The organism is Candidatus Binatia bacterium, assembly GCA_036504975.1.
Classification (GTDB): domain Bacteria; phylum Desulfobacterota; class Binatia; order UBA9968; family UBA9968; genus JAJPJQ01.
In genome coordinates this window covers 1-22,655 of sequence record DASXUF010000111.1, presented here as the reverse complement: position 1 = coordinate 22,655, position 22,655 = coordinate 1, and the positions used below count along the sequence as shown (strand labels likewise).

General features: G+C 57.9%; 19 protein-coding genes. 7 read left to right on the top strand and 12 right to left on the bottom strand.

What is annotated here, in order from left to right:
- Window positions 1–54: 54 nt before the first annotated feature.
- The 3 genes from rsmI to VGL70_15080 form a co-directional block, all read right to left on the bottom strand.
- Window positions 55–861 (bottom strand): 16S rRNA (cytidine(1402)-2'-O)-methyltransferase, encoded by an 807-nt coding sequence (rsmI, locus tag VGL70_15090; protein HEY3304847.1) that lies wholly within the window; start codon window positions 859–861, stop codon window positions 55–57.
- 188 nt (window positions 862–1,049) lie between these two features.
- Complete coding sequence (locus VGL70_15085) at window positions 1,050–1,868, bottom strand: NAD+ synthase (GenBank protein ID HEY3304846.1); 819 nt, start codon at window positions 1,866–1,868, stop codon at window positions 1,050–1,052.
- A gap of 2 nt (window positions 1,869–1,870) precedes the next feature.
- The gene (locus VGL70_15080; protein HEY3304845.1) at window positions 1,871–2,860 is read right to left on the bottom strand and encodes a nitrilase-related carbon-nitrogen hydrolase; all 990 of its coding nucleotides are present in this window, start codon (window positions 2,858–2,860) and stop codon (window positions 1,871–1,873) included.
- Between the two features lie 142 nt (window positions 2,861–3,002).
- Here VGL70_15080 and VGL70_15075 point away from each other — a divergent pair, with 142 nt between their 5' ends.
- Complete coding sequence (locus VGL70_15075) at window positions 3,003–3,215, top strand: UXX-star (seleno)protein family 1 (GenBank protein ID HEY3304844.1); 213 nt, start codon at window positions 3,003–3,005, stop codon at window positions 3,213–3,215.
- A 98-nt stretch (window positions 3,216–3,313) separates the two neighbouring features.
- Here the strand turns inward: VGL70_15075 and VGL70_15070 are convergent, their stop codons facing one another.
- Window positions 3,314–4,381, bottom strand: coding sequence for a metallophosphoesterase (locus VGL70_15070; GenBank protein HEY3304843.1), 1,068 nt, complete (start codon window positions 4,379–4,381; stop codon window positions 3,314–3,316).
- Between the two features lie 222 nt (window positions 4,382–4,603).
- On the opposite strand from VGL70_15070, the gene VGL70_15065 reads away from it, so the two are divergent.
- The gene (locus VGL70_15065) at window positions 4,604–5,680 is read left to right on the top strand and encodes a phosphotransferase (protein ID HEY3304842.1); all 1,077 of its coding nucleotides are present in this window, start codon (window positions 4,604–4,606) and stop codon (window positions 5,678–5,680) included.
- Window positions 5,677–6,426: an NDP-sugar synthase gene (locus tag VGL70_15060; GenBank protein ID HEY3304841.1), complete on the top strand. Its 750-nt coding sequence runs from the start codon at window positions 5,677–5,679 to the stop codon at window positions 6,424–6,426. Before VGL70_15065 ends, VGL70_15060 begins: the two co-directional genes overlap by 4 nt.
- A gap of 99 nt (window positions 6,427–6,525) precedes the next feature.
- On the opposite strand, the gene VGL70_15055 is transcribed toward VGL70_15060, so the two are convergent.
- The 5 genes from VGL70_15055 to VGL70_15035 all read right to left on the bottom strand — a co-directional run bounded on the left by VGL70_15055 (window position 6,526) and on the right by VGL70_15035 (window position 13,082).
- A complete protein-coding gene (locus tag VGL70_15055; protein HEY3304840.1) occupies window positions 6,526–7,821 on the bottom strand; it encodes an HTTM domain-containing protein in 1,296 nt (431 codons plus the stop codon).
- A 128-nt stretch (window positions 7,822–7,949) separates the two neighbouring features.
- The gene (locus tag VGL70_15050) at window positions 7,950–8,429 is read right to left on the bottom strand and encodes a hypothetical protein (GenBank protein HEY3304839.1); all 480 of its coding nucleotides are present in this window, start codon (window positions 8,427–8,429) and stop codon (window positions 7,950–7,952) included.
- 288 nt (window positions 8,430–8,717) lie between these two features.
- A complete protein-coding gene (locus tag VGL70_15045; protein HEY3304838.1) occupies window positions 8,718–9,413 on the bottom strand; it encodes a ZIP family metal transporter in 696 nt (231 codons plus the stop codon).
- Between the two features lie 99 nt (window positions 9,414–9,512).
- Window positions 9,513–10,889, bottom strand: a complete 1,377-nt coding sequence (locus VGL70_15040) for a class II fructose-bisphosphate aldolase (GenBank protein HEY3304837.1) — start codon at window positions 10,887–10,889, stop codon at window positions 9,513–9,515.
- Window positions 10,890–10,961: 72 nt separating this feature from the next.
- Window positions 10,962–13,082: a tetratricopeptide repeat protein gene (locus VGL70_15035; protein ID HEY3304836.1), complete on the bottom strand. Its 2,121-nt coding sequence runs from the start codon at window positions 13,080–13,082 to the stop codon at window positions 10,962–10,964.
- A 179-nt stretch (window positions 13,083–13,261) separates the two neighbouring features.
- Here VGL70_15035 and VGL70_15030 point away from each other — a divergent pair, with 179 nt between their 5' ends.
- Together VGL70_15030 and VGL70_15025 are read left to right on the top strand one after the other, a co-directional pair.
- Entirely contained in the window at window positions 13,262–14,707 is a 1,446-nt protein-coding gene (locus tag VGL70_15030) for a menaquinone biosynthesis decarboxylase (GenBank protein HEY3304835.1), read from the top strand.
- 78 nt (window positions 14,708–14,785) lie between these two features.
- Window positions 14,786–15,742, top strand: coding sequence for a UbiA-like polyprenyltransferase (locus VGL70_15025; GenBank protein HEY3304834.1), 957 nt, complete (start codon window positions 14,786–14,788; stop codon window positions 15,740–15,742).
- An 82-nt stretch (window positions 15,743–15,824) separates the two neighbouring features.
- Here VGL70_15025 and VGL70_15020 read toward each other — a convergent pair whose 3' ends face one another.
- From VGL70_15020 to VGL70_15010, 3 genes are all read right to left on the bottom strand, one after another.
- Entirely contained in the window at window positions 15,825–16,373 is a 549-nt protein-coding gene (locus VGL70_15020) for a tetratricopeptide repeat protein (protein ID HEY3304833.1), read from the bottom strand.
- 290 nt (window positions 16,374–16,663) lie between these two features.
- Complete coding sequence (locus VGL70_15015; protein ID HEY3304832.1) at window positions 16,664–17,644, bottom strand: hypothetical protein; 981 nt, start codon at window positions 17,642–17,644, stop codon at window positions 16,664–16,666.
- Window positions 17,645–18,530: 886 nt separating this feature from the next.
- Window positions 18,531–20,078, bottom strand: coding sequence for a hypothetical protein (locus tag VGL70_15010; GenBank protein ID HEY3304831.1), 1,548 nt, complete (start codon window positions 20,076–20,078; stop codon window positions 18,531–18,533).
- 235 nt (window positions 20,079–20,313) lie between these two features.
- Here VGL70_15010 and VGL70_15005 point away from each other — a divergent pair, with 235 nt between their 5' ends.
- Both VGL70_15005 and VGL70_15000 read left to right on the top strand, forming a co-directional pair.
- A complete protein-coding gene (locus VGL70_15005; protein HEY3304830.1) occupies window positions 20,314–20,814 on the top strand; it encodes a hypothetical protein in 501 nt (166 codons plus the stop codon).
- A gap of 225 nt (window positions 20,815–21,039) precedes the next feature.
- Window positions 21,040–22,655, top strand: a 1,616-nt coding sequence (locus VGL70_15000) for an outer membrane protein assembly factor BamD (GenBank protein ID HEY3304829.1), incomplete at its 3' end; no start/stop codon positions are given.

Below are 22,655 nucleotides of genomic sequence, written 5' to 3'. Positions count from 1 at the left end.
TATCGGCCGCGGTCCGAAAGCTCGGCCCCCGACAGGCTTTCGGGTAATGGTGCTTTACTTCTCTTTTTCCAGAACCATCCGGTAAATATCTTTTTTTGGATAAGAAAACTTTTCGCCCAAAATTTCCGCGATCTCTTTGACCCGCAACCCCTTTTGCAAAAGCTCTTCGATCTCTGCCTTGATCAAATCTTCCTGCGGGATCCTTTCTCCCGCGGAGCCGGCGACCACAAGCGTGAGTTCGCCGCGCGGCTGCTTGCGTTCGACCGCGGCTATCGCCTGGGAGATCCGGCCGCGGACAAACTCTTCGTGAATTTTCGTCACCTCTCGGCCGAACGCCATCTCCCGGTCTCCGAACAGCTCGAGCATGTCCGCGAGCGTTTCTCTGAGCCGGTGCGGCGCTTCGTAGAAAACGAGCGTCCTCTCCTCCCGCCGGAGACTTTGCAAGCGATTTCTTCGTTCACGTTTTTTGGCGGGAAGAAATCCTTCGAAGACGAAACGGTCCGTAGGCAGCCCGCTGGCGCTCAGCACCGCGAGGAGCGCCGACGGTCCCGGCACGGGAACGACCGAGACTCCGGCTAAAATGGCCTCGCGCACGAGGCGGAAGCCCGGATCGGCTAGCGTGGGCGTGCCGGCGTCGGAGACCAGCGCGATGTTCTTTCCGATCTTGAGCTGCTTTACGAGGAGAGCGGCCTTTTCGGCTTCGACTTCATCGTAGTAGCTGTCGAGCCGCGTCGCGATGCCGTAATGCGCGAGCAGTTTTCGGGTATGGCGCGTATCCTCGGCGGCGATGAGATCCACCTCTTTCAGAACCTTGAGCGCCCGGAGCGTGATGTCTTCCAGATTGCCGATAGGGGTCGCCACTATGTACAGCGTTCCTAGCATAACAACTTCAAACCTCTTCTCCCTGACGGCGCGGGGGTGCCTTGTAGGGCTGATGCATCGGACGAGGAGATGCGGGCGTAGTTAAAAGCTACCGTCAGTAGTTAGGCGAGCGTAAGGGGAATGTATTGCATCAGACCGGAAAGGCGCTCCCGCGCCGTCCCTCTCCTTTATTTGCCCCAGTCCCGCGCGTAGCGGAAATCACGATCGATAGTGCGCTGCGAGACTTTGGCGATGATTGGCAGACGCCGCTTGAAATGCGAGTTCATCACGCGGCGCGTGACTTCGTCGATGAATTGCTCTGAAAAACCGGCGGCCACAAGCTCCGGCTTCGAGTAGCGCTCGTCCACCATGAGATAGAGCAGCCGGTCCACGTCGAGGTAGCTGAAGCCCAGCTCCGCTTCGTCGGTCTGCCCTTCCCAGAGATCCGCCGAAGGTTTTTTCTTCACGATCGCCTCGGGCACGCCGACCGCCTCCGCCAGCGCCCAAACCTGGGTCTTGTAGAGGTCGCCCAAAGGGTTCACCGCCGAGGCCATGTCGCCGTAAAGCGTCCCATAGCCGAGCAGCAGCTCGGTCTTGTTGCTCGTCCCTAGGACGAGAGCTTCCCAACGCGCGGAATGATCGTAGAGAATCGTCATCCGCTCGCGCGCCATCTTGTTTCCCCGGCGCTTCGGGTCGGCCTCGGGAAAGCGCGCGAAATAGGCGTCGATCTGCGGCGAGATATCCACCGTCATCGACTGGATGACGCTTTTCCGGACGACCAGCTCCGCGTGCTCGAGGCTCTCCGCGCTCGAGCTTTTGTAGGGCATCATGATGCCGAGAACATTGTCCGGTCCGAGCGCCTCCGCCGCGAGCACGGCGCTGAGACTCGAATCCACGCCGCCCGAAAGACCCAACACCACGCGGCGCACTCCGACCTTCTCCACTTCGTTGCGAATAAAGGAGACGAGGATCTTGCGCAGCAGCTCGACGTTAACCGGGATTTGCATCGTTATCTTTTTCTTTTGCCCTTTTCAGCCGCCCATTTTTTTGGCGGAACCTTTTTACCTTTGCCTTTCCCTGCAACCCTTAAACCTCTTCGAGCCTGAGCCTCAGAGCCGAAGGCTTTAAATCCTTGAACCGCTCTTTTATCCGCCGGCCGCTCGCGGATGCGCAGCAGCTCGTTGATCGTGAGGTCGATGTCCTCGTCGCGGAGGAGCGGCGCCGCCGTCCGCTTGCGCCGCACGGACTCGAGCGCGACCTCGGCGACGACGAAATCCTCCTCGTAATAGTTCGCTTTGGCGATTCTCTTGCCGAAAGGATCGACGACTTCCGACCCGCCCCAGAAGCCCACGCCGTCCTCGAAGCCGACGCGGTTGCCGTAGAGCATGAATACGCCGAACATCTCCGCGTAGGTGCGGTTGATCGTCTCCCAGTAGCGCGCGTTGTCGTCCTGCGGTTGTCCTTCGGTCAAGCCGCGCAGCGGGCTCGTCGAGGGGCAGAGGATCGCCTGCGCGCCGTCCAGAGCGGCGAGGTAAATCGTCGACGGATGCCAGAGGTCTTCGCAGATGAGGATCGCCACGCGGCCGAAGCGGGTGTCGAATGCGCGCACGCGATCGCCGCGGGCAAAATAGCGCTGCTCGTCGAACATGCCGTAGGTCGGCAAGTAGACTTTGCGGTGGACGTAACGCGCCTCGCCGCGGTCGAAGAAGACCGCCGCATTGTAAAAGCGATAGTCGGGACCCTCTTCGACCAACCCGGCGACGAAAGCGACCTCGCGGCTGAGCTTTTTGAGGCGCTGGATCTCCGGCGCCGAGAGCTTAAGCGCGACGTCGGGCACCATGTCGCGGAGAAAATAGCCCGTGAGACTCAGCTCCGGAAACAGCACGAGGTCCGCGCCTTCCCGCGCTCCGCGGCGAATCTTCTCCTCGTACAGCGCAAGATTGGCGCCGAGATCTCCCAGTCGCGGATTGATCTGTGCAAGAGCGACTTTAAACGCCATGGCCTAACCTTTCGGTGAAGCTAGCACATGGGTTACAGCCTTGCAATTTACCATCAGAATCCAGAATTCAGGAGCCAGAATTCAGAATCCCCGCCGCCCCTTCTGGATTCTGGCTTCTGGATTCTATATTCTGTTTGTCATCATGGAAAAAGTTCTGATCTTCGGGCAGGATCTCTGACACTATACGCGCAACGCCCGTGAGGCCTACGCGAAGCGCAACGTCCCTTTCGATTACATCAACGTATTGAAGGACGCGGAAGGGCTCAAGCGGATGCTCGCCTTCTCCGACAACCAGCGCGACATCCCCGTCATCGTCGAAGCCGGCAAGGTCACGATCGGCTTCGGCGGCACCTGATCGGTTTAGGACCGGCGGCGCCGGCCTATCTAAAAGGATGAAGGCGGATGGATGAGGGATGATTCTCTCATCCGATTTCAGCTTTCATCACTCATCCTTCATACTTTCTTCAATGTCAGGTGCGCGATCTGCGGCGGGCAGTTGATGCGGATCGGGAGACCGGTGATGCCGATGCCGCGGCCGACGAACAACGTGGAATCCTTGGCGCGCGCGGGGTCGTCCTGTCGCCGGCGGGAAAGATGGAACAGCCCTTCGGCATAGGGAGTGATGAAGCGGGCAATCGAAAGATTCGCCGACTCGGGACCCAGCTTCACCTGTCCACCATGATAGTGGCCTGCGAGAACCACCTCGATTCCGTTCCGAGCGGCCGCCGGAAAGATCTCAGGCCGGTGCGAAAGCAGTAAACGAACCTCTCCATGATTTTTAGCCACTCGGTCGAGGGCGCGAGGCAGGTCCGGAATACCCAAGCGCAGATCATCGATGCCGAGAATGTTGAGTTTGGTGTCGTTGATCGGAAGCGAGACCCCGTCGTTGCGCAGCATGCGCATCCCTTTGTCGGCAAAGAGCCGTGTGAGGTCGTCCTCGATTCGCGCATAATAGTCATGGTTTCCCAAGCAGCCGTAGACTCCGTAGCGGGCCCGGAGCGCTGCCAAAGTTTCAACGCAGGGGGCCGCTTCACTCGGGCTGCTGGCAACGAAATCTCCGGTGAGCGCGATGAGATCCGGCTTGAGACGATTGATCGCGTCCACGTACGCCGCCAGCTCTTCCGGCAGCATGAAAGGACCGACATGCATATCGGTCAGTTGAACGACGGTAAACTGAGACATCGCGCTCGACAGTCCGTTCACTGGAAGCTCGAAGTGCTCGATTTCGAAGCGGCGACGGCCGAGCAGCGTCCCATAGCCGGAGAGCGCGAAGGGCGCCGCGGCGACGGCGCTCGCGCCGAATTTTAGAAATCGCCTCCGCTCCAGGTCGAAACCCGCGGGCCGGCGGGCCAACCTGCGGGCGGAACGCTTGACGAGGTCGCAACCCAGGAGCACCGCCGCGCACCCCGTCGAGCCGACCGTCCAGATCGAAAGTAGCAGTAGGTCCTGCCGTATCGGCCAAGGATAAGGCTCGTGGGGCAGGAGGCCAAAAACCGCAATCCACAGGAAAGGAGAAAACATCAAGATGAAGAAAACAATCGCCGCCCGACGATAATTCTTTGCCCGGCGCGGATCACGGATTCTTGTGTTCAGACCGCGTTCGAGGCGACGGAACAGATAAAGCTGCACCGCCACATAAAAAAACAGGACGATATAAAAGATAATGCGAGGACTCGTAAAATTCACGGCAGAAAAGTAATATAACGGATACGCTTCATTCAGACAAGGCGCCGAGGACAGAACATGAGCGAACCGCTGGAAAAAATCGTAGCGGAAAAAATCCAGGCCGCTTTCGGCGACAGAGCGCGGCTCGTTTCCCTCATTCCGCTCGCCGGCGACGCGTCGAGCCGCCGTTATTACCGAGCCCGGCTCGAGAGCGCGGCATCCCCAGCCTCGCTGATCGTCATGCAGCTCGCCGGCAGCTCGCTGCCGCTTTCCTCAGAGGAGTTGGCCATATTCCGCGAGCCGCCGAAGGAACTGCCGTTTCTCAACGTGCAGCGCTTTCTGCGGCAGATAAGCGTTCGGGTCCCTGAACTTTACGGCGCGTGGGGCGATGAGGGCATCCTCCTGTTGGAAGATTTGGGCGACCGCCCGCTCTGGGATGTTGTCCAGGGGCTTCCGGACTCGGAGATTTTGTCGTGGTATGAAAAAGCGCTCGATCAACTGCTCCTCATCCAGGTCGAAGGCACGCGGCAAAATAAGGACGCCTCGTGCATTGCCTTCCAGCAGTGCTTCGACTTTCGCCTTTACATGTGGGAGTTCGATCACTTCATCGAATACGGACTGGAAAAGAGGCCGGGCGGACGGATCGGCGACGGCGACAAAAAAAAGTTGAGAGAGAGCTTCGAAGAGATGGCGCGCTTTCTAGCTGCCCTGCCTCCTTGCCTTAGCCATCGGGACTATCACAGTTGGAATTTGATGGTGCGCGAGGGGGATATCGCCGTGATCGATTTTCAAGACGCTCTTTTGGCGCCGCCGCAGTACGATCTCGCTTCGCTCTTGAACGACCGCGAGACCGACCGCGTCATCCGGCCGGATTTGGAAAATCGTCTCATCGACTATTACCTCGAAAAGCGCGCGGCGATGGGCGGGACGCGGGCGAACCGGGATGAATTTGTCGAAGGCTACATTCTTTCCGTGTTGCAGCGAGACTTTAAAGTCGTGGGACGTTTTTACTACCTTGATCTGGTCAAGGGAAAACCCGGCTACAAAAAATACATCCCGCCGACTTTGAAGCGCTTGAAACGAAACCTTGAGCGCGTGCCGCGATTTAAGAGCTTGCTTCCGATTCTCGCTGCAGAGTTCGAGGAGATGCGATGAAGGCCATGGTCTTTGCCGCCGGACACGGCCTGCGGTTACGTCCATTGACGGACAAGATTCCGAAGGCTCTCGTCCCCGTGGGCGGCAGGCCCATGATCGAGTATCCGTTGTTGCTCCTCAGGCATTACGGCATCACGGAGATCATCATCAACGTGCATCACCTGGGAGAACAAATCGAGGCGCACCTGGGGGATGGAAGAAAGCTGGGGCTCCGGATCACCTACTCGAAGGAAAACAAATTGCTCGATACGGGAGGCGGTCTCTTGCAAGCCAAGTCTTTTCTGGACGGCAGAACGTTCATCGTCGTCAACACGGACGTGATGATCGACCTCCCTTTGCAAACCGCCCTCGATCAACATCGAAAATACGGGGCGACGGCGACCCTGGTCTTGAGACCGGACGCTGAGGCGGACCGTTACGGAGCAATTGAAATATCGGCGGACCGAAGAATCCAGAAATTTCTCAGCCATCAGGCTCCGTCGCGCGACGCGGCTGGGGCTCTTAGGAAATTGATGTTTACCGGAGTGCAGATCCTGGAGGCCAAAATTTTCGACTATATGGCGGGAGAGAATTCCGCCGTTTTCGGGACGACGAAAGTTACTTATCCGAAGCTGCTGACCCAAGGGGAGAGCCTTTACGGATTTCCGTTCGAAGGATTCTGGCAGGATCTTGGGAGTGCGGAGAGGATCAAAGAAGCGGAAGAAAAGCTAAAGCGCGGCGAGGTGAAACTTCACTATCTGAGATAAAAAAGCTTGCCTTAGCTGAAGTGATTGCGTGTTACTCAACGGGAATCTTAAGGTGCGTCGGCGACCTGCCTTGTTCTTTTCCAGCCGTAAAAACGTCTCCTATTCTTGAGAAGGTTTCTCTCCTCGTGGAAGATAGCGGCGCGCCTTTTCGTCGGCCTCGGCTGCCGCACGAAGGTTATTGCGCTCCCGCAGGTGGGCTCCGACCGAGTTGTAGTAGTCAAACCGCACCGTTGACTGTGTAACGGTCAGACACAGAAATAAATTTGCCAGCCCGGCGGCAACGATGTAGCGGACGGCATCCCGGTGGCCCCTCCGGGCGAGCGCGAACAACAGTATGCCCAGAAGCGCGAACGCCGTCAGAAATCCGACATTTGAAGCGCCGGGCAAATCGAGCGCAAGACCGACCGCGCCGCTGAGAATAATCATCACCAAGCTCCCCGCAACCGTCAAAGTCATCGATAGCTTCGGGGCGGTGTTGAGACTTGCCAGGAGAGGGTGGGCATAGCTCGCCACCCTTCGGCCCGGCCAAGTGACCACTTCTCCTACCCGCCATAGCATCGAAGCCGGAAGCAGGTAGATGCCGGCAAGGGCCATCATGTAGAAGCTGAACCAGCCGATGCGCAGCGCAAGAAAAACCTCGTTCACGATGCCGTGAAAGACGAGCGCCGCAACAAACGCCGGCACTCCGAGCACGCTGCGCAAAAGGCGGCGCTCACCGTCCTGCCGGACTGCCAAAAGATAGCTCGCGCCGAGAAAGATTTCTACGGTAAAAACGCTGAGAGCCATCCATTGCCAAAACTGCTCCCGGGCTACGCCCGCGTCCGCAAACCAGGATTCAACCGGCACCAGGAGCTTTTGATCTCTCGCCAGCTCTCCGATCATCAATTCCGCGCGCCAGCCCGGCTCCAACTTGTTGATCGCCGTAAAGAAGTAAATAATCGCTATCGTGATCCCCAAAAGCACATAAGCCCATGAGCTGATGTTTCCGCGACCCGCGGCCGCGTTTGCTCCCTCTCCGCGCTCTGCCGCTCGATCCACCTTCGCCGGATACAGATCGAGCCCGCGAATTCGAGGAAAGAAAATGAACGCGCCGAGAGCCAGCGACAAAAAATAGTGGTGTTGATAGTTGTCGAGCAGGCTCATCGCCCAGCTATAAGTATGGAGCGAAGCGAGAAGGATGCGCAACCACAAACCGGCTTCTGTGAAAGCGCATACGAGAGCCACAATCCCGACCAACAGTTGAACCCCGACGTAGAGACCCGGCACGGGCAAAGGCTGGAGCCAATCCAACCATTGGAAATGAGCGACGTTGAAACCGTCGACGCCGAATTTCCACCCTCTTGGCACTCGTACCAGCCAAACGTCGAACGCCAGCACAAGCAGAACGGCTTTCATGAGCAGGTAGGGCCTCACCGCGGCCACCGGCCCAAACCAAAAGCGTTCCCATGTGCTTGACGAGCTTCTTGAGGGATGTGAGGAGGATGGTTTTCGGGGTTTTTCTTTACTCTGCCTCCGGCGCCGGCTCATAAGCTCTCGTGAGTTCGTATCAACTTGCCGGTTCGGCAAATCAACCCGGTCCGATTCATCCTTGGCCGAGTCCCGGCGGCCGTCGCCGGACATAGGCGGATCAGTTGAACCTCGGCAAGTTCTGGGTGGGCCTCACAGTACCTGCGCAGGAACTTGCTCCCGACGGGGGCGTAATCGCGGGAGAGAAATTCGATCCAACCCGAAGGAATCGCCGCCTCGACCTCTTCCTTGCTCAGGACCAGCAGGTCGGCGCCCGGCCGCCATACCGCCAACGATACGCCGCACTTATTCTGCTCGAAATGAACGGCGGAAAACATACGCCACGTGAATCGCTCGTCGGACTTATCGTCCCGGAAATAGTAAACCAGAGGCAGAGTCAGTTGGCAGAGAAGATAGGCGACGATAAAGATCTTCGTTGCCGAGCGGGCCCGACCAGGAGGCGGAGAGGAAAGATTTTCTCTCGAGAAGGGCTGCACGAAAGCATCCGAGGGTGAAATGGGAAGCGGCAATCTCAGCACCTGGTCTCAATCAGAAAAGGCAGGCTGGCCCCGCATCCCCAATTTGGATGGGACACTATCCGATAAGATGGTCTTAGGTCAACCTCACCGCTGGCAAATTTTTTGGCTTGTACGTACCGTAAACGAACACGAGATCCGAGGAGCATAAATGTGACCAAGCCGGGCGAAGCGAGCGGCATTTTTCTGACATACTAACTTTACTGCCGCGGAGGAGTTTATCACTGCTTCCTCAGTATTCGAGTGGGCTCACACGTCCGGCACAAGGGCCCTAAGAAACAACATAAACGCTATTCCGGCGAGGAAGCAGGCGACGACTTTCCAATTGAACTGGCGGTGCGCTTCCGGCAACAGATCGCCGGCGCCGATATAAATAAAATCGCCGGCGATGAACGCCAGGATCTTGGGCTGCAAGTGATCGGGGATAAAGCCCGCGAGCAAGGCGCCGATCGGGTAGAGCGACCCTGCGAGGATCAACGCAAGCATCGTTCCCCGGCTGTTCCATTTCGCTTCGCGCATGATCAGCGCCGAAGTCATGCCTTGCGGGATCTCGTGGCAGACGACGGCGAGCGTGATCGTGAGTCCGAGCAGCGGGTCGATGAGATAGCCGACCATGATCCCGGCGCCGTCGATGACGTTATCGAGCGCCATGCCCAACACCGCCACCGGCCCGATGTGGTGCGTATGACATTCGGCCTCGCCGCAGGCATGGATCATCACGAGCTTCTCCAGCACATAGAAGGTGACAAAGCCCAGCGCCAGGAAGACCGCATCCGACTTGAGATTGGTCTCCGGAAGTATCTCGAAGAAGGTCACCGCCAATAACACGCCGGCGGCGAACGCGATGACGTAGCGGGGCTCGATTTTGTCCCGCTCGACGCTCAACGCGAGCCAACCCGACAAGAAGTCGCTCGAGCCGGCTATCAGCGCGTAGAGATATACCATCGGCCTCGTTCGTTAGGTCTCAAGCATCGTCTTCTTGATTGTTTGCAGCTCGCAGGGGCGGTTCGCGAACCGCCCCTGCCGATCATCCACGGTAGGACGCTACGCCACCCGAAGCTCCCGCCCGTCCAGCGGCACCTTCTCGCGCACGACGGACACGGTGTTCACCGCGTTCAGCTTCTTGAACAAAAACTCGAACCTGTCCTCGAGCTTCTTCCCGATGTCCTTGCGAAACGCCTCGGGCAGAGTCCAAAATTTTTCCTTGAGCGGGCCGAACGCTTTCTTGCGGGTCTTGTAGATGAATTGCTCGTCGGTCTCTCCTTCTACTTTCTCGGCGGCGCATTCCTTGCGGAGGTAATCGTAGATCTCCTTCTTCACGCCCGAGGGAAAGCCGGGATCGTCATAGAGCATGTTCTGAAAGCCGGTGGCCAGGTGAATCTCGGCGCACTTGCGGCGGGGAAAATGGTCGAACGCCTCTTCGGGGAGGGTGGACGCGCCGTGCTGCACGGCGCCGGCCAGGCCGTATTTTTCGCGCGCGACTTTGGAGAGCTGCTCCAGGGTGTCGAAATCGAGCTTGACGCGCGCCACCGTGCCGTCGGGCAGAGGCACGCCGCCGTGCGACGTGCCGGTCTGGATGCTGATCTTGCTGATCCCCTTGAGTCCCTTGCCCCGTTTGTCCAGCTCTTCGCGGTAGCCGTCCATGTAGGCTTCGAGCTCCTCGACGGTGCTGTTTTTTTTGCCCACCTCGCCGATCTCACCGCCGACCGAGATGGAAACTCCCTTGGGCTCCAAACCCCTGAGGTAAGCCGTCAATTCCGCCGCCACCCAGCAGTTGTCCTGCTGCTGGGCGCGGACCGTGGGCCGGCTCAAATCGACCAAGGTCGAGCTGTCGATGTCGATGTTGAAAAATTCCGCCGCGATCGCTTCTTTGATGAGATCTTTTAACGCCTGAACCTCCGCCTGGGGATTTTTCGCGAAGGTCTTCGCGCTCGCCTGGAAGTGATCGCCCTGGATGAACAGCGGCCCGTTGAAGCCTTCTTTGATCGCCGCCGCCATCACGGCATGGGCGTATTCCTCCGGCCGCTGAGACGTGTAGCCGATCTCCGACCGCGCGATCTCGAAGACCACGGCGCCGACTTGATTGCGCAGCGCGGCGCGAAAGACGGCGCGCGCCATGTCGTAGGTCAGGCCGCGAATGTTGATCGCCGGAACGGTGAAACCGCCGCACTCGCCCCGGCCAACCGCCTCGTAAAGGGGCAAAATCGAGGCCGGATGGATGCCCAGGGCCTTGGCGCTTTGACGCACCACGTTGCGCGCCGCTTGCTTGATCTCGGAGTTTTCGTGGAAGACGCCGTTGAAGACCAGGCGGTCGATCGCCTGGCCGCGGAGTTTTTCCTTGTCGAGCACGCGCACCTTGCCGTCGAACTCGACCACGCCTTTTAGGCTTTTTTTCATCTCTTCCAATCCCTGGTATCTCATCTCGCGGCCTCCTCTCGGTACAGAGAATCTCTTTCTCCCTAATAACCCAAAATCCCCCGCGGAACAAGAAACTCATCCACTCGAATTGGGCGCTTGACGGCGCGACTTGAGAATCCTCAAAGCCTCCTGATAGTGGTGCATGGCTTCCTCTTTCTTTCCCTGCTGGGCCAGTGCCCGCGCCAGGGCTTCGTGCGCCGCGACAAAGTTCGGCTGAATTCTAGCCGCCTCGCGAAATTCCTTTACCGCCTCATCCAGCCGTCCCAGAGCGGCCAAGGCTCTTCCCAGGTTGTTGTGGGCCTCGGCAAAGTTCGGCTTTACTTTTATGGCTTCGTGGTAGTGCCGCACTGCTTCGTCAAGATTGCCTTGCCTGGCTAAAATATTGCCGAGCCCAAGGTAAACATCGCTTTGGGCCGGGTCGAGCTTTAAGCTGTAGCGAAAGTGCTCGAACGCCTCATCGAATTCCCCTTGTCGCGCAAGGATTACGGCCAAGTTGTTGTGGGCTGCGACGTCGGTCGGATTGATATCGAGGGCCCGACGGTAATGCCCGATCGCCTTGCCGACCTTTCCCTGGCGTTCCAGTACAATTGCCAGGTTGAAATGCGCGCCCCAGAAATCAGGCTTGATCTTTAAAGCTTCGTTGTACTGCTCCATCGCTTCCTCCAACGATCCTTGCATCGCCAGCGCGTCGGCCAGATAGTAGTGGGCATCGGCAACGAGAGGATTGAACCGCAGCGACTTGCGGTAGTGCTCCGTCGCCTCCGGAAGCTCACCCCGCTTGTGTAAGGCATAGGCCAGGTTGTAGTGAACCGTGCTCGATGCCCGGCCGACAGCGAGAGCGTGTCTCCACAAGCTTTCCGAATCGCGCCAGACCTGTGTCTCTTTCCAGGTCAAGCCAGCTAACGCGAGCACAACCGCACCGGCAAGCGCAGGGGCAAAAATAAATTTTCTTCCTTGGACATTCCCGCCAAGACCGGCGCTCCAAAAATAGCGCAGACCCGCTGCTCCAAGGGTCGCCCAGCCCAGGCATGAAAGGTAACTGTAGCGATCGGCGACCAGTTGCGGCCCGCTCTGTGCCGTCCCCAACACCGGGAGCAGAACGACCACATAATAAATCCAAACGGCGACGCCGGCAGGCCACGCCCGCCTGGCAAGATACAGGCCCGCACTGACGGCCAGGACGACGAACCCGTTCAGGAGGAAAGGCCAGTCCCAGGGATCGAATTGAACCGGCAACTCATAGAGCGGAGACAGTCCCAAGGGAAGAACGCTCTTCCAGAGATAAAATGCGAGCCCGTAGAGCGCCTGTGCGACACGAGATCCCACATTGTAACGTTCAACGGCTTTCAACGCCCCGGCGCCTTCCTGCGCAAGCAAGGCAATGACTCCAACGGCCGCGGCCAAAAACACAAAAGGAACTTTTTCCAACCAAACTTTCCGGGCCGCCGCCCCAAACCATTTTCCCGGCCCTCCGCCGAGCCGTTTCAGCGGATAAACGTCGAGGATTAAAAGCACGACGGGGAGAACGATGCCGCTGGCCTTGGAGAGCAGCGAGAGAACATAGACGATCACCGCGGCGCTCAACCAACGCCGGCGCGCGCCATTGTTCTCTAAAGCCGCCGCGGCTTTCAGATAGAAGAGTATCGTCAACAGGAAGAAGAAGCCCGAGAGGACGTCGCGCCGTTCCGTTGCCCAGGCCACCGATTCAACTCGCAACGGGTGGACGGCGAATAATAAAGCGCCAAAACCGGCGGCGACTCGTAATGGACCATTGCCTGGAGCGGTCGGACTCGTCTGGCCCACTGAGAGCAGGCGAAGAGTGATGAAGTAAGAAAGCGCGGCGTTGGCCGCGTGAAGCAAGAGATTGGTCAGATGATAACCGAACGGTTCTAGTCCGCCCAGGAGATAGTCCGCGCCAAAGGTCACCCAGCTTAAAGGCTGATAGTGGCCCATGTAGAAAGTCGTGAACATCCAGCGGAGCTGCGCCCACCCGAGCCCCCGGTAGTTTTGGTTTTCCACCAGAGTTTTGTAATCGTCCCAATCGACAAAGCTGTTCCACAAAGCGGGGAGAAAAGCCGCAAGAGTCAACAAGACGACAACTAAAGGCGTGAGAGAATCGACCCGCCACGATTTCGATTCGGCGGTTGCCTTGGCGAGATGCTGGGTCTTTTGATTTCTTCGAATTTTTGACTTCATGATCGGGCGCCGGCGTGAGCTTACTATGGCAGCACGAGAGCGAATCTTACGGGACCTTACCGGCTTCGCCACGCGACTGCAACAAGGAAAGATTCCGTCAGGCTTTTTGAAACCTTGACTTCGTAGCGCCTCTCGGATTAGACATTGCTCTCAATGAATAACGGCCGACGGTTGGCTAGATGGCGTATAACAATTTAGAAGAGTTCCTACAAGTTTTGCAGCGGGAAGGCGAGCTGAAGCGCATCTCCTATCCCGTCAAGCCGGAATTGGAGATCGCCGAGATCGCCGACCGGGTGATGAAGTGCGGCGGTCCCGCGCTTCTGTTCGACAACGTCGTTGGAAAAAATATTCCGGTCCTGATCAACGCCTTCGGCTCGCTCAGGCGCATGGCCCTGGCTCTCGGGGTTTCTGACCTCGAGGAGATCGCGCGCCGGATCGAGCATCTCACGCGCATGAAGCCGCCGGCTTCCCTGCGCGAGAAGCTGAGTCTCTTGCCGGAACTTTTGCGCCTGGCCGGCGCGGCGCCGAAATCCGTCGGCGACGGCGAGTGTCACGAGGTCGTCGAGCGCGATCCCAATTTAAGCACGCTTCCGATTCTCACTTGCTGGCCGGGAGACGCCGGCCCGTTCATCACGCTTCCGCTCGTCATTTCCCGCGATCCGCGCGACGGCAAGCGCAACGTCGGCCTCTACCGCATGCAGGTTTTCGACTCGCGCACGACCGGCATGCACTGGCACCCGCATAAAGTAGGAGCGCGCCACTTCCAACGCCGGAAGGAAGACAAAGGCCGCATGGAGGTCGCGGCCTGCATCGGCGGCGATCCTGCTCTCACTTACGCGGCGACGGCGCCGCTGCCCGACCAGATCGATGAGTTTCTGTTCGCCGGCTTTTTGAGACAAAAGGGCGTGGAGCTGGTGAAGGCGGTTACCATCGACGTCGAGGTGCCGGCCAGCGCGGATATCGTGATCGAAGGCACCATCGATCCGTCCGAGCCGCTCCGCCGCGAAGGGCCGTTTGGCGACCACACCGGCTTTTATTCTCTGGCCGACGACTACCCCGCGTTTCACGTGACCTGCATCACGCGCAAGAAAAAGCCGATCTACTTGACGACGATCGTCGGACGTCCGCCGATGGAAGATGCCTATCTTGGAAAAGCGACGGAGCGAATTTTTCTACCGCTCGTGCGCCTCACCTTCCCGGAGATCGTGGACATGAGCTTGCCTGTGCACGGCGTGTTTCACAACCTCGCCATCGTCTCGATCAAGAAAGAATATCCGGCCCACGCGCGAAAGATCATGCACGGCCTTTGGGGCCTGGGGCAAATGATGTTCACCAAGACGATTATCGTCGTCGATCACGACGTCAACGTGCAGGACCCTGCAGAGGTGACCTGGATCGCCGGCAACCAGATCGATCCCAAACGCGACATCGTCTTCGTCGAGGGACCGGTGGACGTGCTCGATCACGCCGCGCCGCTCACGGGCTACGGCTCCAAGATGGGGATCGACGCGACGCGGAAATGGAAGAACGAGGGCTTCGAGCGCGAGTGGCCCGATCCCATCGTGATGGACGAAAAAACCAAAAAATATATCGATTCGATCTGGGAGAAACTTGGAATATCGTGACTCGTGCTCGTGGTCGGGATACGAAAGGGTAGGCCAGATGCTCACGCGCCTGGGCCAGTCCCTGGATCACAAGTAACCATGGCCACCAACGGGGACGAGCGATTTACGAACACGAGCACGAGCCACGAGCACGATATGAACCTACTGGAAAAGATACGCGATTATGGCCGTCTCATCCGCTTCTCCCATACCATCTTCGCGCTGCCCTTCGCCCTCGCCTCGGTAGCTCTAGCCTGGGTCAAATACCCGGTCACGATCCGCTCTCTGGCGTGGATTCTCGTCGCTATGGTAAGCGCCCGGAGCGCCGCGATGGGTTTCAACCGCCTGGCGGACAAGAGATTCGACGCGCTGAATCCACGGACCAGTTCGTGGGAGCTGCCACAGGGGAAAGTCAAGGTCTGGGAGGCAGTGGCGCTGACCGCCCTCGCCTCGCTGCTCTTCATCTACGCGGCTTATCGCCTGAATCCGATCTGCTTTGCGCTCTCGCTGGCTGCGCTGGCGATCGTCTTCTTTTACTCGTTGACCAAGAGATTCACCTGGGCGTCGCATCTCTTTTTGGGACTCGCTCTAGCGCTCGCGCCCGTGGGCGCCTGGCTCGCGATCAGCGGAACCCCGGCCGGTCCGGCTGATCTGGCGATTCCTTTTTCCCTGGGACTCGCGGTCCTCTTTTGGCTCGCGGGATTCGATATCATCTATTCGCTTCAGGATTATGAGTTCGATCGCAGCCACGGCCTTTATTCGATCCCGGCGCGCTTCGGCGTACCGATGGGATTGAGGCTTTCGAGCCTGTTTCACCTTGTGACGGTGGTGTTTTTGCTCTTCGTCGGCCTCAGCGCGCGTCTGGGGCCGATCTATTGGCTGGGGGTCGCGGCGGTTTCTCTAATCCTTTTCTGGGAGCATCGTCTGGTGCGCCCGAACGATCTGTCGAGGATCAACAAGGCGTTTTTCGATTTGAACGCCTACGTGAGCCTGGGTTACTTCCTGACGACCCTGGCCGACATCCTTTTGAATAGTCCGCTTCTAAACGGTAGGTGAACGGCTGGGTATGGTAGCGCCCTTCCTGAGTCGCTGCCACCACGATCCAACTCCCCAACAAGACGGGGCGGCGGTTGAGGCGCTACCGCGGACTCTTACGGCGGTTGAAGTCCCTCGTTTGCTTTTGATAATTCTCTTCGTCGTCCATTCGAGCGAGCAGAGTCTCGCAATTCCGAATCAAGCTTGCCTTCGCTTCGGATCCTTTCTTGACGTCCACGGCGCTCCTTGAGATGTAAGTACGGACCAGCGCCTTGTTGTCCCACTCTTTAAAATCGCGGTAGCCGCTCTTCGAGACTTTGCTGATGAGAGTGATCGCGCCTTGAAGGGTTTCGATCCCCTTCTCATCTTGGCCGAGTCGCAGTTGGGCGAGTCCCAACGCCATCCAGGCGATCTCGTCGTCCTTATTGACCAGCAAAGCCCGCTGTAGAATCTGCCTGGCGATCTCATATTTTCCCGTGTTGTAATAGGCCCTGCCCAGGAGCGTGAGGCTGTCCTTGTAGGTGGGATCCTCGCGGACCACGGCATCCAGGGCGGCAATCGCCGTCTCCATATTCCCGCCCCTGCCTCTTAGAAACTGTTCTTTGCCCTCGTTGTATCGTCCGCCAATTCCGACCCTCGGGATATGGTCCATGAACTTCTCGCCGCAACCGGAAAATAACCCGAGGCCAAGCGCCAGGAAGAGGAGCCCAATGAATGCAAAATGCAAAGTGAAAATTGAAAAACGGAAAATCCGGATTGGCCATTTTGATGTTTGCAATTTGCAATCTTCCTTTTGCAATGAATTTCTCGAGGCGGGAAGACCCCCCTTACCGCTTTCTTGCCTTATCACGTTTCTGCTTTTCCTTTCCCTTGGATTTGGCATCTCCAGTTTTGATATTGAGGCTGGCGACCATGTCCCGCGCCAGAAGCGCCGTGTATTCTTTAAGAGGCATGTCCCTTAAACGCTCGATAGATATCTTCCGAAATCCCTTCTTTTTCCCCCCGCTTCTTTTTTTCATACGCATCCTCCAAGCCCCGCAAGAGCTTGGCCCCCAAATCTTCTCTCGTGTACTTCCGCGCCACCGCCTGAACAAACTTGAGGTCGGCCGCCGCCGCCTTTCCCCGCCCCCTGCTGTTGTCGATGATCGCGATCTCAACCCGTTTGTCTCCCTTGTAAGTCTCGGCGACTTTAAGCAGAACTTCGGGCGCCCCTATATGAGTATCCAGAAACACTTCCAGAGGAAGCGTTCTGCCGTTCCTTTCCGCTCGCGGCAACGCGCCTCCGACCAACGAATCGATCGGATCGCGGTACACGAAGATGATGCTCACCGTTTTTCCGGCATCCAGCGCTTGGGAGATTCTATCCAGCGACGATCTCAAGCTGGAGAGGGTCGTATCGTAGACGATCTGAGCGGCCTCGACCGCGTGCCCCAAGCCCGCAATTTGCTGAATGCCCGTTGTCTTTCCCGACCCCGCGCCGCCCGCGGTGAAAACCACTTGGCTCCGTTCGTTTGGCGCCGCGGCTTTTTTCAATTCCCTGCGGTAGATCTCCTTGGTGAGCGCGCTCGAAGGCTCGTGCACGGCCGAGCTCCATTGGGCGCGGGCGGCCCGCGTGCGCGCGTCTTCCGCATCCATTCCTCCCGGAGCATAGTCCTGGGACAGCTCGCGCGCATTGTCGGTGTTGATCTCCTTGCCGTACTTCGCCTGATAGCGAGCGATGGCTTCATCGGTGCGCTCTTCGAGATATTTCGCAAAACGGGCCTCGACCTCGCGCTCCTGCGGCGTGAGGTTTTTAGCCTTGGCGATCGCCAACTTTCCCGGATAGAAGCCGCCCTCCTGCGCCCAGGGCGATTCCGGCGAAAGCCAGAAAACGAAAACAACGAGCGTGAGCGACCGTAGCAGGGAAGTTGATCTCTTCTTCATGAAACGCGCTCCGCTAAGAAGAGGCTTCCTCATAGAACGCGCCCTTTCAAGAAGAACGGCATAGAAGAGCCGGCGTTCGGTTTAACGCCGGACTTTTCGGTCGTGGAGGTAGAAGAGCAGACCGACAATGATCGCAATGGCACCAGTTAGAGTAAAGAGTACTAAAAGTGGATCCATATTCAACCTCCCTTGTCAACCAAGTATGCCGAAGCGAGCAGCAAAAAGCGTCGCGGTAGCTCCTGCGATAAGGCTGGGGACACTGAAAGCTTCTGGTGTAACAATCGGGCCAAGCACAAGAGCCGCGAAAACCAACTTGGCAAGATCGTAAATCGCCTTCGCTAGATTCTCGCGCTTCTTCACGATCGACAAATTATCATTGGCGCGTGAAAAAGACAACGAGGGGGGATGGGCGATGCCCTTCGACGAGGCTCAGGGCAGGCACGATGCGGGGGCGATACGTAGATCACGCTGGCGGGGAATTTTTTGTGGCTCTTCCAGGATTAGTGTGGACGAGGATTCACCACGAAGGACCTAGCGCACGAAGGAAAGACGGGTTTGTTCCCGCCAAGACGCCAAGAACGCCAAGTTCGGAATCGGGTTTTCCTTTGCGCCTTTGCGTCTTTGCGCGAGATATTCCGATTTTCGGCGCGTAGCCGCGATGAGATCTTCGTGATGAGAGAAAAGAAGGGGGGATACTGCCAAGTTATCCATACAAAAGCCTGAAGAACCTTTTTTGTAGGGGCAGACCTGCGTGTCTGCCCTGGGCGGGGAGGGCGGACACATCGGTCCGCCCCTACGAATCCTCGGACCACGGGCGAACACATCGCCTGCCAAAAAAAAGGGGAGCCGTTGGCTCCCCTTTTTTACAGTTTAGCTTCGTATGGGCTTAGAACCTGACGCGGAAGTTTAAGGCCACGTCGACCCAACTGCCGCCTCTGGCGGTGGTGGGATGATTTAGTATCCCGAGATTGGCAAGGCTAAAAGTGGGAATGTTAGACGCGTCGTACCAGGTCCAGTTGATGCCCACGCTCATCCGGTTCATCAGGAAGTAGTAAACACCCCACTCGCGGACGAGCACAATGATTCGATTAAAGCCCCGGTTCGTGCATCCACCGGTCTTACCAACCGCAGGATTAAGACCAGGCCCCCCGCCGCCGTAATTACAATCGGCGGTGCTACGCTCGAAGCGAGTTCCCACCAGCACCGAACCAGGAGTGGTGGGCGAGCCGGTCAACCAGCCCTTGGGGCTAAAGAGCCAAAGGTCATGCGCGATATTGAAGCCGTTCGCCTTGGTATGTCCAGGGCGGGTATCGGCGCCGGTATCCTGACCATTTTTCCAGCGCGCGAACTGGCCTGTAGCGCGCAGAGTGTACGGACCGATTTCCCACTGAACTCCGGGGTAGAGATAGTGCATCGGGCCGCGGCCAATAACTCCCGTACCCGTGTCGAACAGAGTCGTCCTGCCGCCGTCGCCGTTGTCACGCAGGCGCAGCCTTGCACAATCCTGGTCGGGTTCCGAGACCGTGCTCTGACCATCCCCGACATTGCCGCCGGCTTCAAAACGATCGATCTTACACAACCAGTATCCCATTTCAAATTCGAAACCTTCCAGCCACTTGCTCTTCAACTCCGAGAAGGGGGCCACATTGATATACCAGAGCATGTTATGCCCGGCGTCTAAAAATGTGCTCGTTCCCTCCCCGGCCTCGGCGATGCCGGCCACCGCGAAATTAATCCGGGTGATCTTACCGGGGATTCCGATCGACGAGAGCGGCTTATCGTCCCAGTTAAAGCCGAAGCCGTTGCTGGCCGAGCCGGTATTGGGAAGCCCCCGCAGAATTAGCGGTTTCTCCATTTGCCAGCCGGTGAAGCCGTCGCCATCGGGAAACTCACCCGTTGACGACGGGATATCCAGTCCGAGGTAGAATGTCGGCAGCCAGGGGCTGATCTGCTCTAAATGGACCCACACTGCGCCGCGCTGAATTGCCGAGTTACCGCCGAAACCGTCGTTGTCGTAAGCGAGTTCGATCTCGTAGAAGCAGTTGACGACGCAGAAGTTCCACCGCGGTCTGAACCGGCGGCCTTGCACCTCGCCGTTGGTCCGGCCGGCATGCGATCTCCCGCTCTCGAAGAGCATCCGCATATGGGCTTCCATGGCAAAACGGATCGACCACGACTTGTCCGCCGCTTCGATGCGCAAACCGGCGGCCGGCCGGTACGTGAACGTCGGCAGAGCGCCTTCGGCGGCCAGCGCGTTTTTCCTCAGCTCGATCTGCTCCGACTTCACCTCCACCTGCTCGGCTTTTAGCCGGGCCAACTCCGCTTCCAACGTGCTGATCCTTTGATCAACACTTTCAGCCCATGCCGGCAGCGCCGCTGCGAAAATAATCGCGAGCATGAAGCCGAGGGCGGTCAAACCAGATACCTTCTTCATTGTCGCCTCCTCCATTCCTGATATTCTTAGCACCCCGAAGATCCGATTCTGCCTCTTCGTAACAATGCCGACGATAGCGCTCTCGCCATAGAGGCGTGAGCTCAAATTTTGCTCTTTGTACCCCAATCGAAAACCTCCTGTCAAGAGGAAAATCCAATTTTTTTTGGGGGTACCGAAGTTGCCTCCTTGGAGCGATTTGGGGTAGGGTGGCGCACATAGTCCCCCGGATGCGGAAATGGACCCCAATCATACACGAAACCGATCAGCGTGGGAGAGAGGTCCCGTCCTAAGGGCTATCCAGACGGCTGTCCTGATTTTCTGCCTGGGGCTGGCGGCCTGCGCGCCCAAAATCGTCCAGATCGAGCCCACCGAGGGCGCGCCCGGGACCGTGGTAAGCCTCTCGATGGAGTATCTTGTAGGCTGGCCGAGGGTGGAAATGGGCGGCCAAGTTATGGACTATCCCCGCCTCAAGCTTCTGGGGCTGAAACCCGAGCGGAGAGACGTTCCTGATAAGGAATTGGTTTGGATCGAGGATAAGATCCTGCAGTTCCGGGTGCCCGATCTCCCGCCGGGAGAATATACGGTCACGATCCACGACGACAAGGGGCCTCCCGGAGACTTGGTTTACTCTTTTTTGGAGACGACCGCGTATTTGATATTTCCGCCGGTCTGGCCGTTCGTCCTGCGCTCGAACAAGACACAGGCGAGCTTTCGAGTAATGGTACGAGAAAACTAGCCGAACATATTTGAAATCTTTGCTTACATTCGGCTTACGGAATCGCAGAAAAGATGCCTCGCGCAAAGACGCAAAGCGCGCCAAGTTCGGAGAAACAGAAAATATTTCTTTCTTTGCGTCCTTGGCGGCTTGGCGCGATAAATATTCTTGAAGTCGTTCTGTCTACATTTCAGAGGTAAGAATTCAATCGCTCCATGCTTGACTCGACACCGAGCGATCTATAAGATGGGTAAAAATTTTCGCCCCATCCTAACTAATACCCCGAGGCCAAGCGGCCCCGGCGAAATGACGGCGTTTATGTTTCACACGCCAAGCAACCGACAAAATCCCTTAAAATCATTTACGCAGTTTGCGCCGCGCTATCTGATCTCAGCCCTCATGGCTCTGAGCGCCGGTTGCTCTTCCGCTTCTCTGCCCTCGCTTCCGACTCTTCCACCTCTTCCACCGATGCCCTGGTCGTCGCCGGGTTCACAACCGAACGCCAGCGCCGAAACGCTGTATAAAGAGGGCACGGAGTTTTTCAACAAGAAAAGATACGCTCTGGCGATCGATCGATTCCAGAAGCTGAGGTCCGAGCATCCGTTCGCTCCTGAAATCGTGTCAGCCGAGCTGAAGCTGGGCGAGGCCTATTATTTCAACCAGCAATACACGGAGGCGGTGGAGACGCTGAAGGAATTTCAGGCGATGCATCCCAGCAATGAGAACGTTCCGTACGCCGTGTATCTTTCCGGCATGGCCCACTTCGACCAATTTTCTTCTATCGACCGAGATCAAAAAATGACCGAGGCCGCCAAGGGTTTTTTCGAAAGGGTCATCAATAACTACCCCCAGTCTCCTTATGCGGCAAAGTCGCGGGAAAAGCTGGCCAAGTGCATCGAGTACCTCGCCGAGCACGAATTTTACATCGCGTCGTTCTACATGGGAGAAAAGAAATATCCGGCCGCGCGGGATCGCCTCGAGGGGATTCTCCGCCTCTATAAGCATACCCCCACCGCGGCCAAGGCGCTCTATCAACTGGGAGAAAGCTACCGGCTGGAGAAGAACACCGTAAAAGCGTCTCTCGCCTATGAGGCGCTCGTCGAGCACTACCCGACCGACCCCTTGGCCAAAACCGCCCAGGTCCAGTTGAAAGAGCTGGCTCAGGAAAAACGCGACCCGCTGGCGCTCCTGCTCAAACCGGAAGGAAGAGCGGCGGCACCGGCCGTAGCAGAAAACAAAGCGCCGACCGGCGAAGTGAAGCTGCCGCAAAACTTCGTGGCAAAAACAGAAGTCGTCGACGAAAAGCCGGGAAAAGAAAAAACCTTTGTCGGCCGCATGGTGGACAAAATAAATCCATTCGCCCCGCCCACTCAGATCGTCTCGCCTGATCAGGCATCTTCGAGCGGCGACGAGAAAAAAGACCAGGCCGCCAAGGCCAACGCCGCCGGCAAAAAAGAATCGGGCGGCTTTTTTTCCTCGTTGTGGCCGTTCGGCAAAAAACAGGAGTCCGGCGCCGAGACCAAGACGGCATCGGCGAAAAGTTCCCAATTGGTCGGCAACATCGACGACTCGCTGAAGCAGCGCGGAATCGACGCGAAGCAGGGCTCCGATCCCAAGCCCCCGGGCGCCGACTTGCCTAAAGAACCTGAGGCGAAACCGCAGGTGACCACGGACCTGGGCGCAATCGACAGCAAGCTCGAGAAAAAAGGGAAAACCCTGAGCGCGCTTCCGGCCCCACCCGAGGCGGCCCCGGCATTGAAAGCCCCCTACGACGAGAAAGCCGTGGAGCGCGCCAAGGCCGCGGCTAACCCCGCGCCCGATACCGGAACGCTTTTCTCTAATATCGACCAGAAATTGAAGCG

Bases quoted from the DNA above. Each gene is read 5' to 3' on its own strand.
- VGL70_15070 (HEY3304843.1), bottom strand. From the start codon at position 4,381: ATGTTTTCTCCTTTCCTGTGGATTGCGGTTTTTGGCCTCCTGCCCCAC.
- VGL70_15045 (HEY3304838.1), bottom strand. From the start codon at position 9,413: ATGGTATATCTCTACGCGCTGATAGCCGGCTCGAGCGACTTCTTGTCG.
- VGL70_15015 (HEY3304832.1), bottom strand. From the start codon at position 17,644: ATGAAGAAGAGATCAACTTCCCTGCTACGGTCGCTCACGCTCGTTGTT.
- VGL70_15055 (HEY3304840.1), bottom strand. From the start codon at position 7,821: ATGAAAGCCGTTCTGCTTGTGCTGGCGTTCGACGTTTGGCTGGTACGA.
- VGL70_15085 (HEY3304846.1), bottom strand. From the start codon at position 1,868: ATGCAAATCCCGGTTAACGTCGAGCTGCTGCGCAAGATCCTCGTCTCC.
- VGL70_15035 (HEY3304836.1), bottom strand. From the start codon at position 13,082: ATGAAGTCAAAAATTCGAAGAAATCAAAAGACCCAGCATCTCGCCAAG.
- VGL70_15025 (HEY3304834.1), top strand. From the start codon at position 14,786: ATGGCCACCAACGGGGACGAGCGATTTACGAACACGAGCACGAGCCAC.
- VGL70_15080 (HEY3304845.1), bottom strand. From the start codon at position 2,860: ATGGCGTTTAAAGTCGCTCTTGCACAGATCAATCCGCGACTGGGAGAT.
- VGL70_15010 (HEY3304831.1), bottom strand. From the start codon at position 20,078: ATGAAGAAGGTATCTGGTTTGACCGCCCTCGGCTTCATGCTCGCGATT.
- VGL70_15005 (HEY3304830.1), top strand. From the start codon at position 20,314: ATGGACCCCAATCATACACGAAACCGATCAGCGTGGGAGAGAGGTCCC.
- VGL70_15060 (HEY3304841.1), top strand. From the start codon at position 5,677: ATGAAGGCCATGGTCTTTGCCGCCGGACACGGCCTGCGGTTACGTCCA.
- VGL70_15020 (HEY3304833.1), bottom strand. From the start codon at position 16,373: ATGGACCATATCCCGAGGGTCGGAATTGGCGGACGATACAACGAGGGC.
- VGL70_15040 (HEY3304837.1), bottom strand. From the start codon at position 10,889: ATGAGATACCAGGGATTGGAAGAGATGAAAAAAAGCCTAAAAGGCGTG.
- VGL70_15065 (HEY3304842.1), top strand. From the start codon at position 4,604: ATGAGCGAACCGCTGGAAAAAATCGTAGCGGAAAAAATCCAGGCCGCT.
- VGL70_15030 (HEY3304835.1), top strand. From the start codon at position 13,262: ATGGCGTATAACAATTTAGAAGAGTTCCTACAAGTTTTGCAGCGGGAA.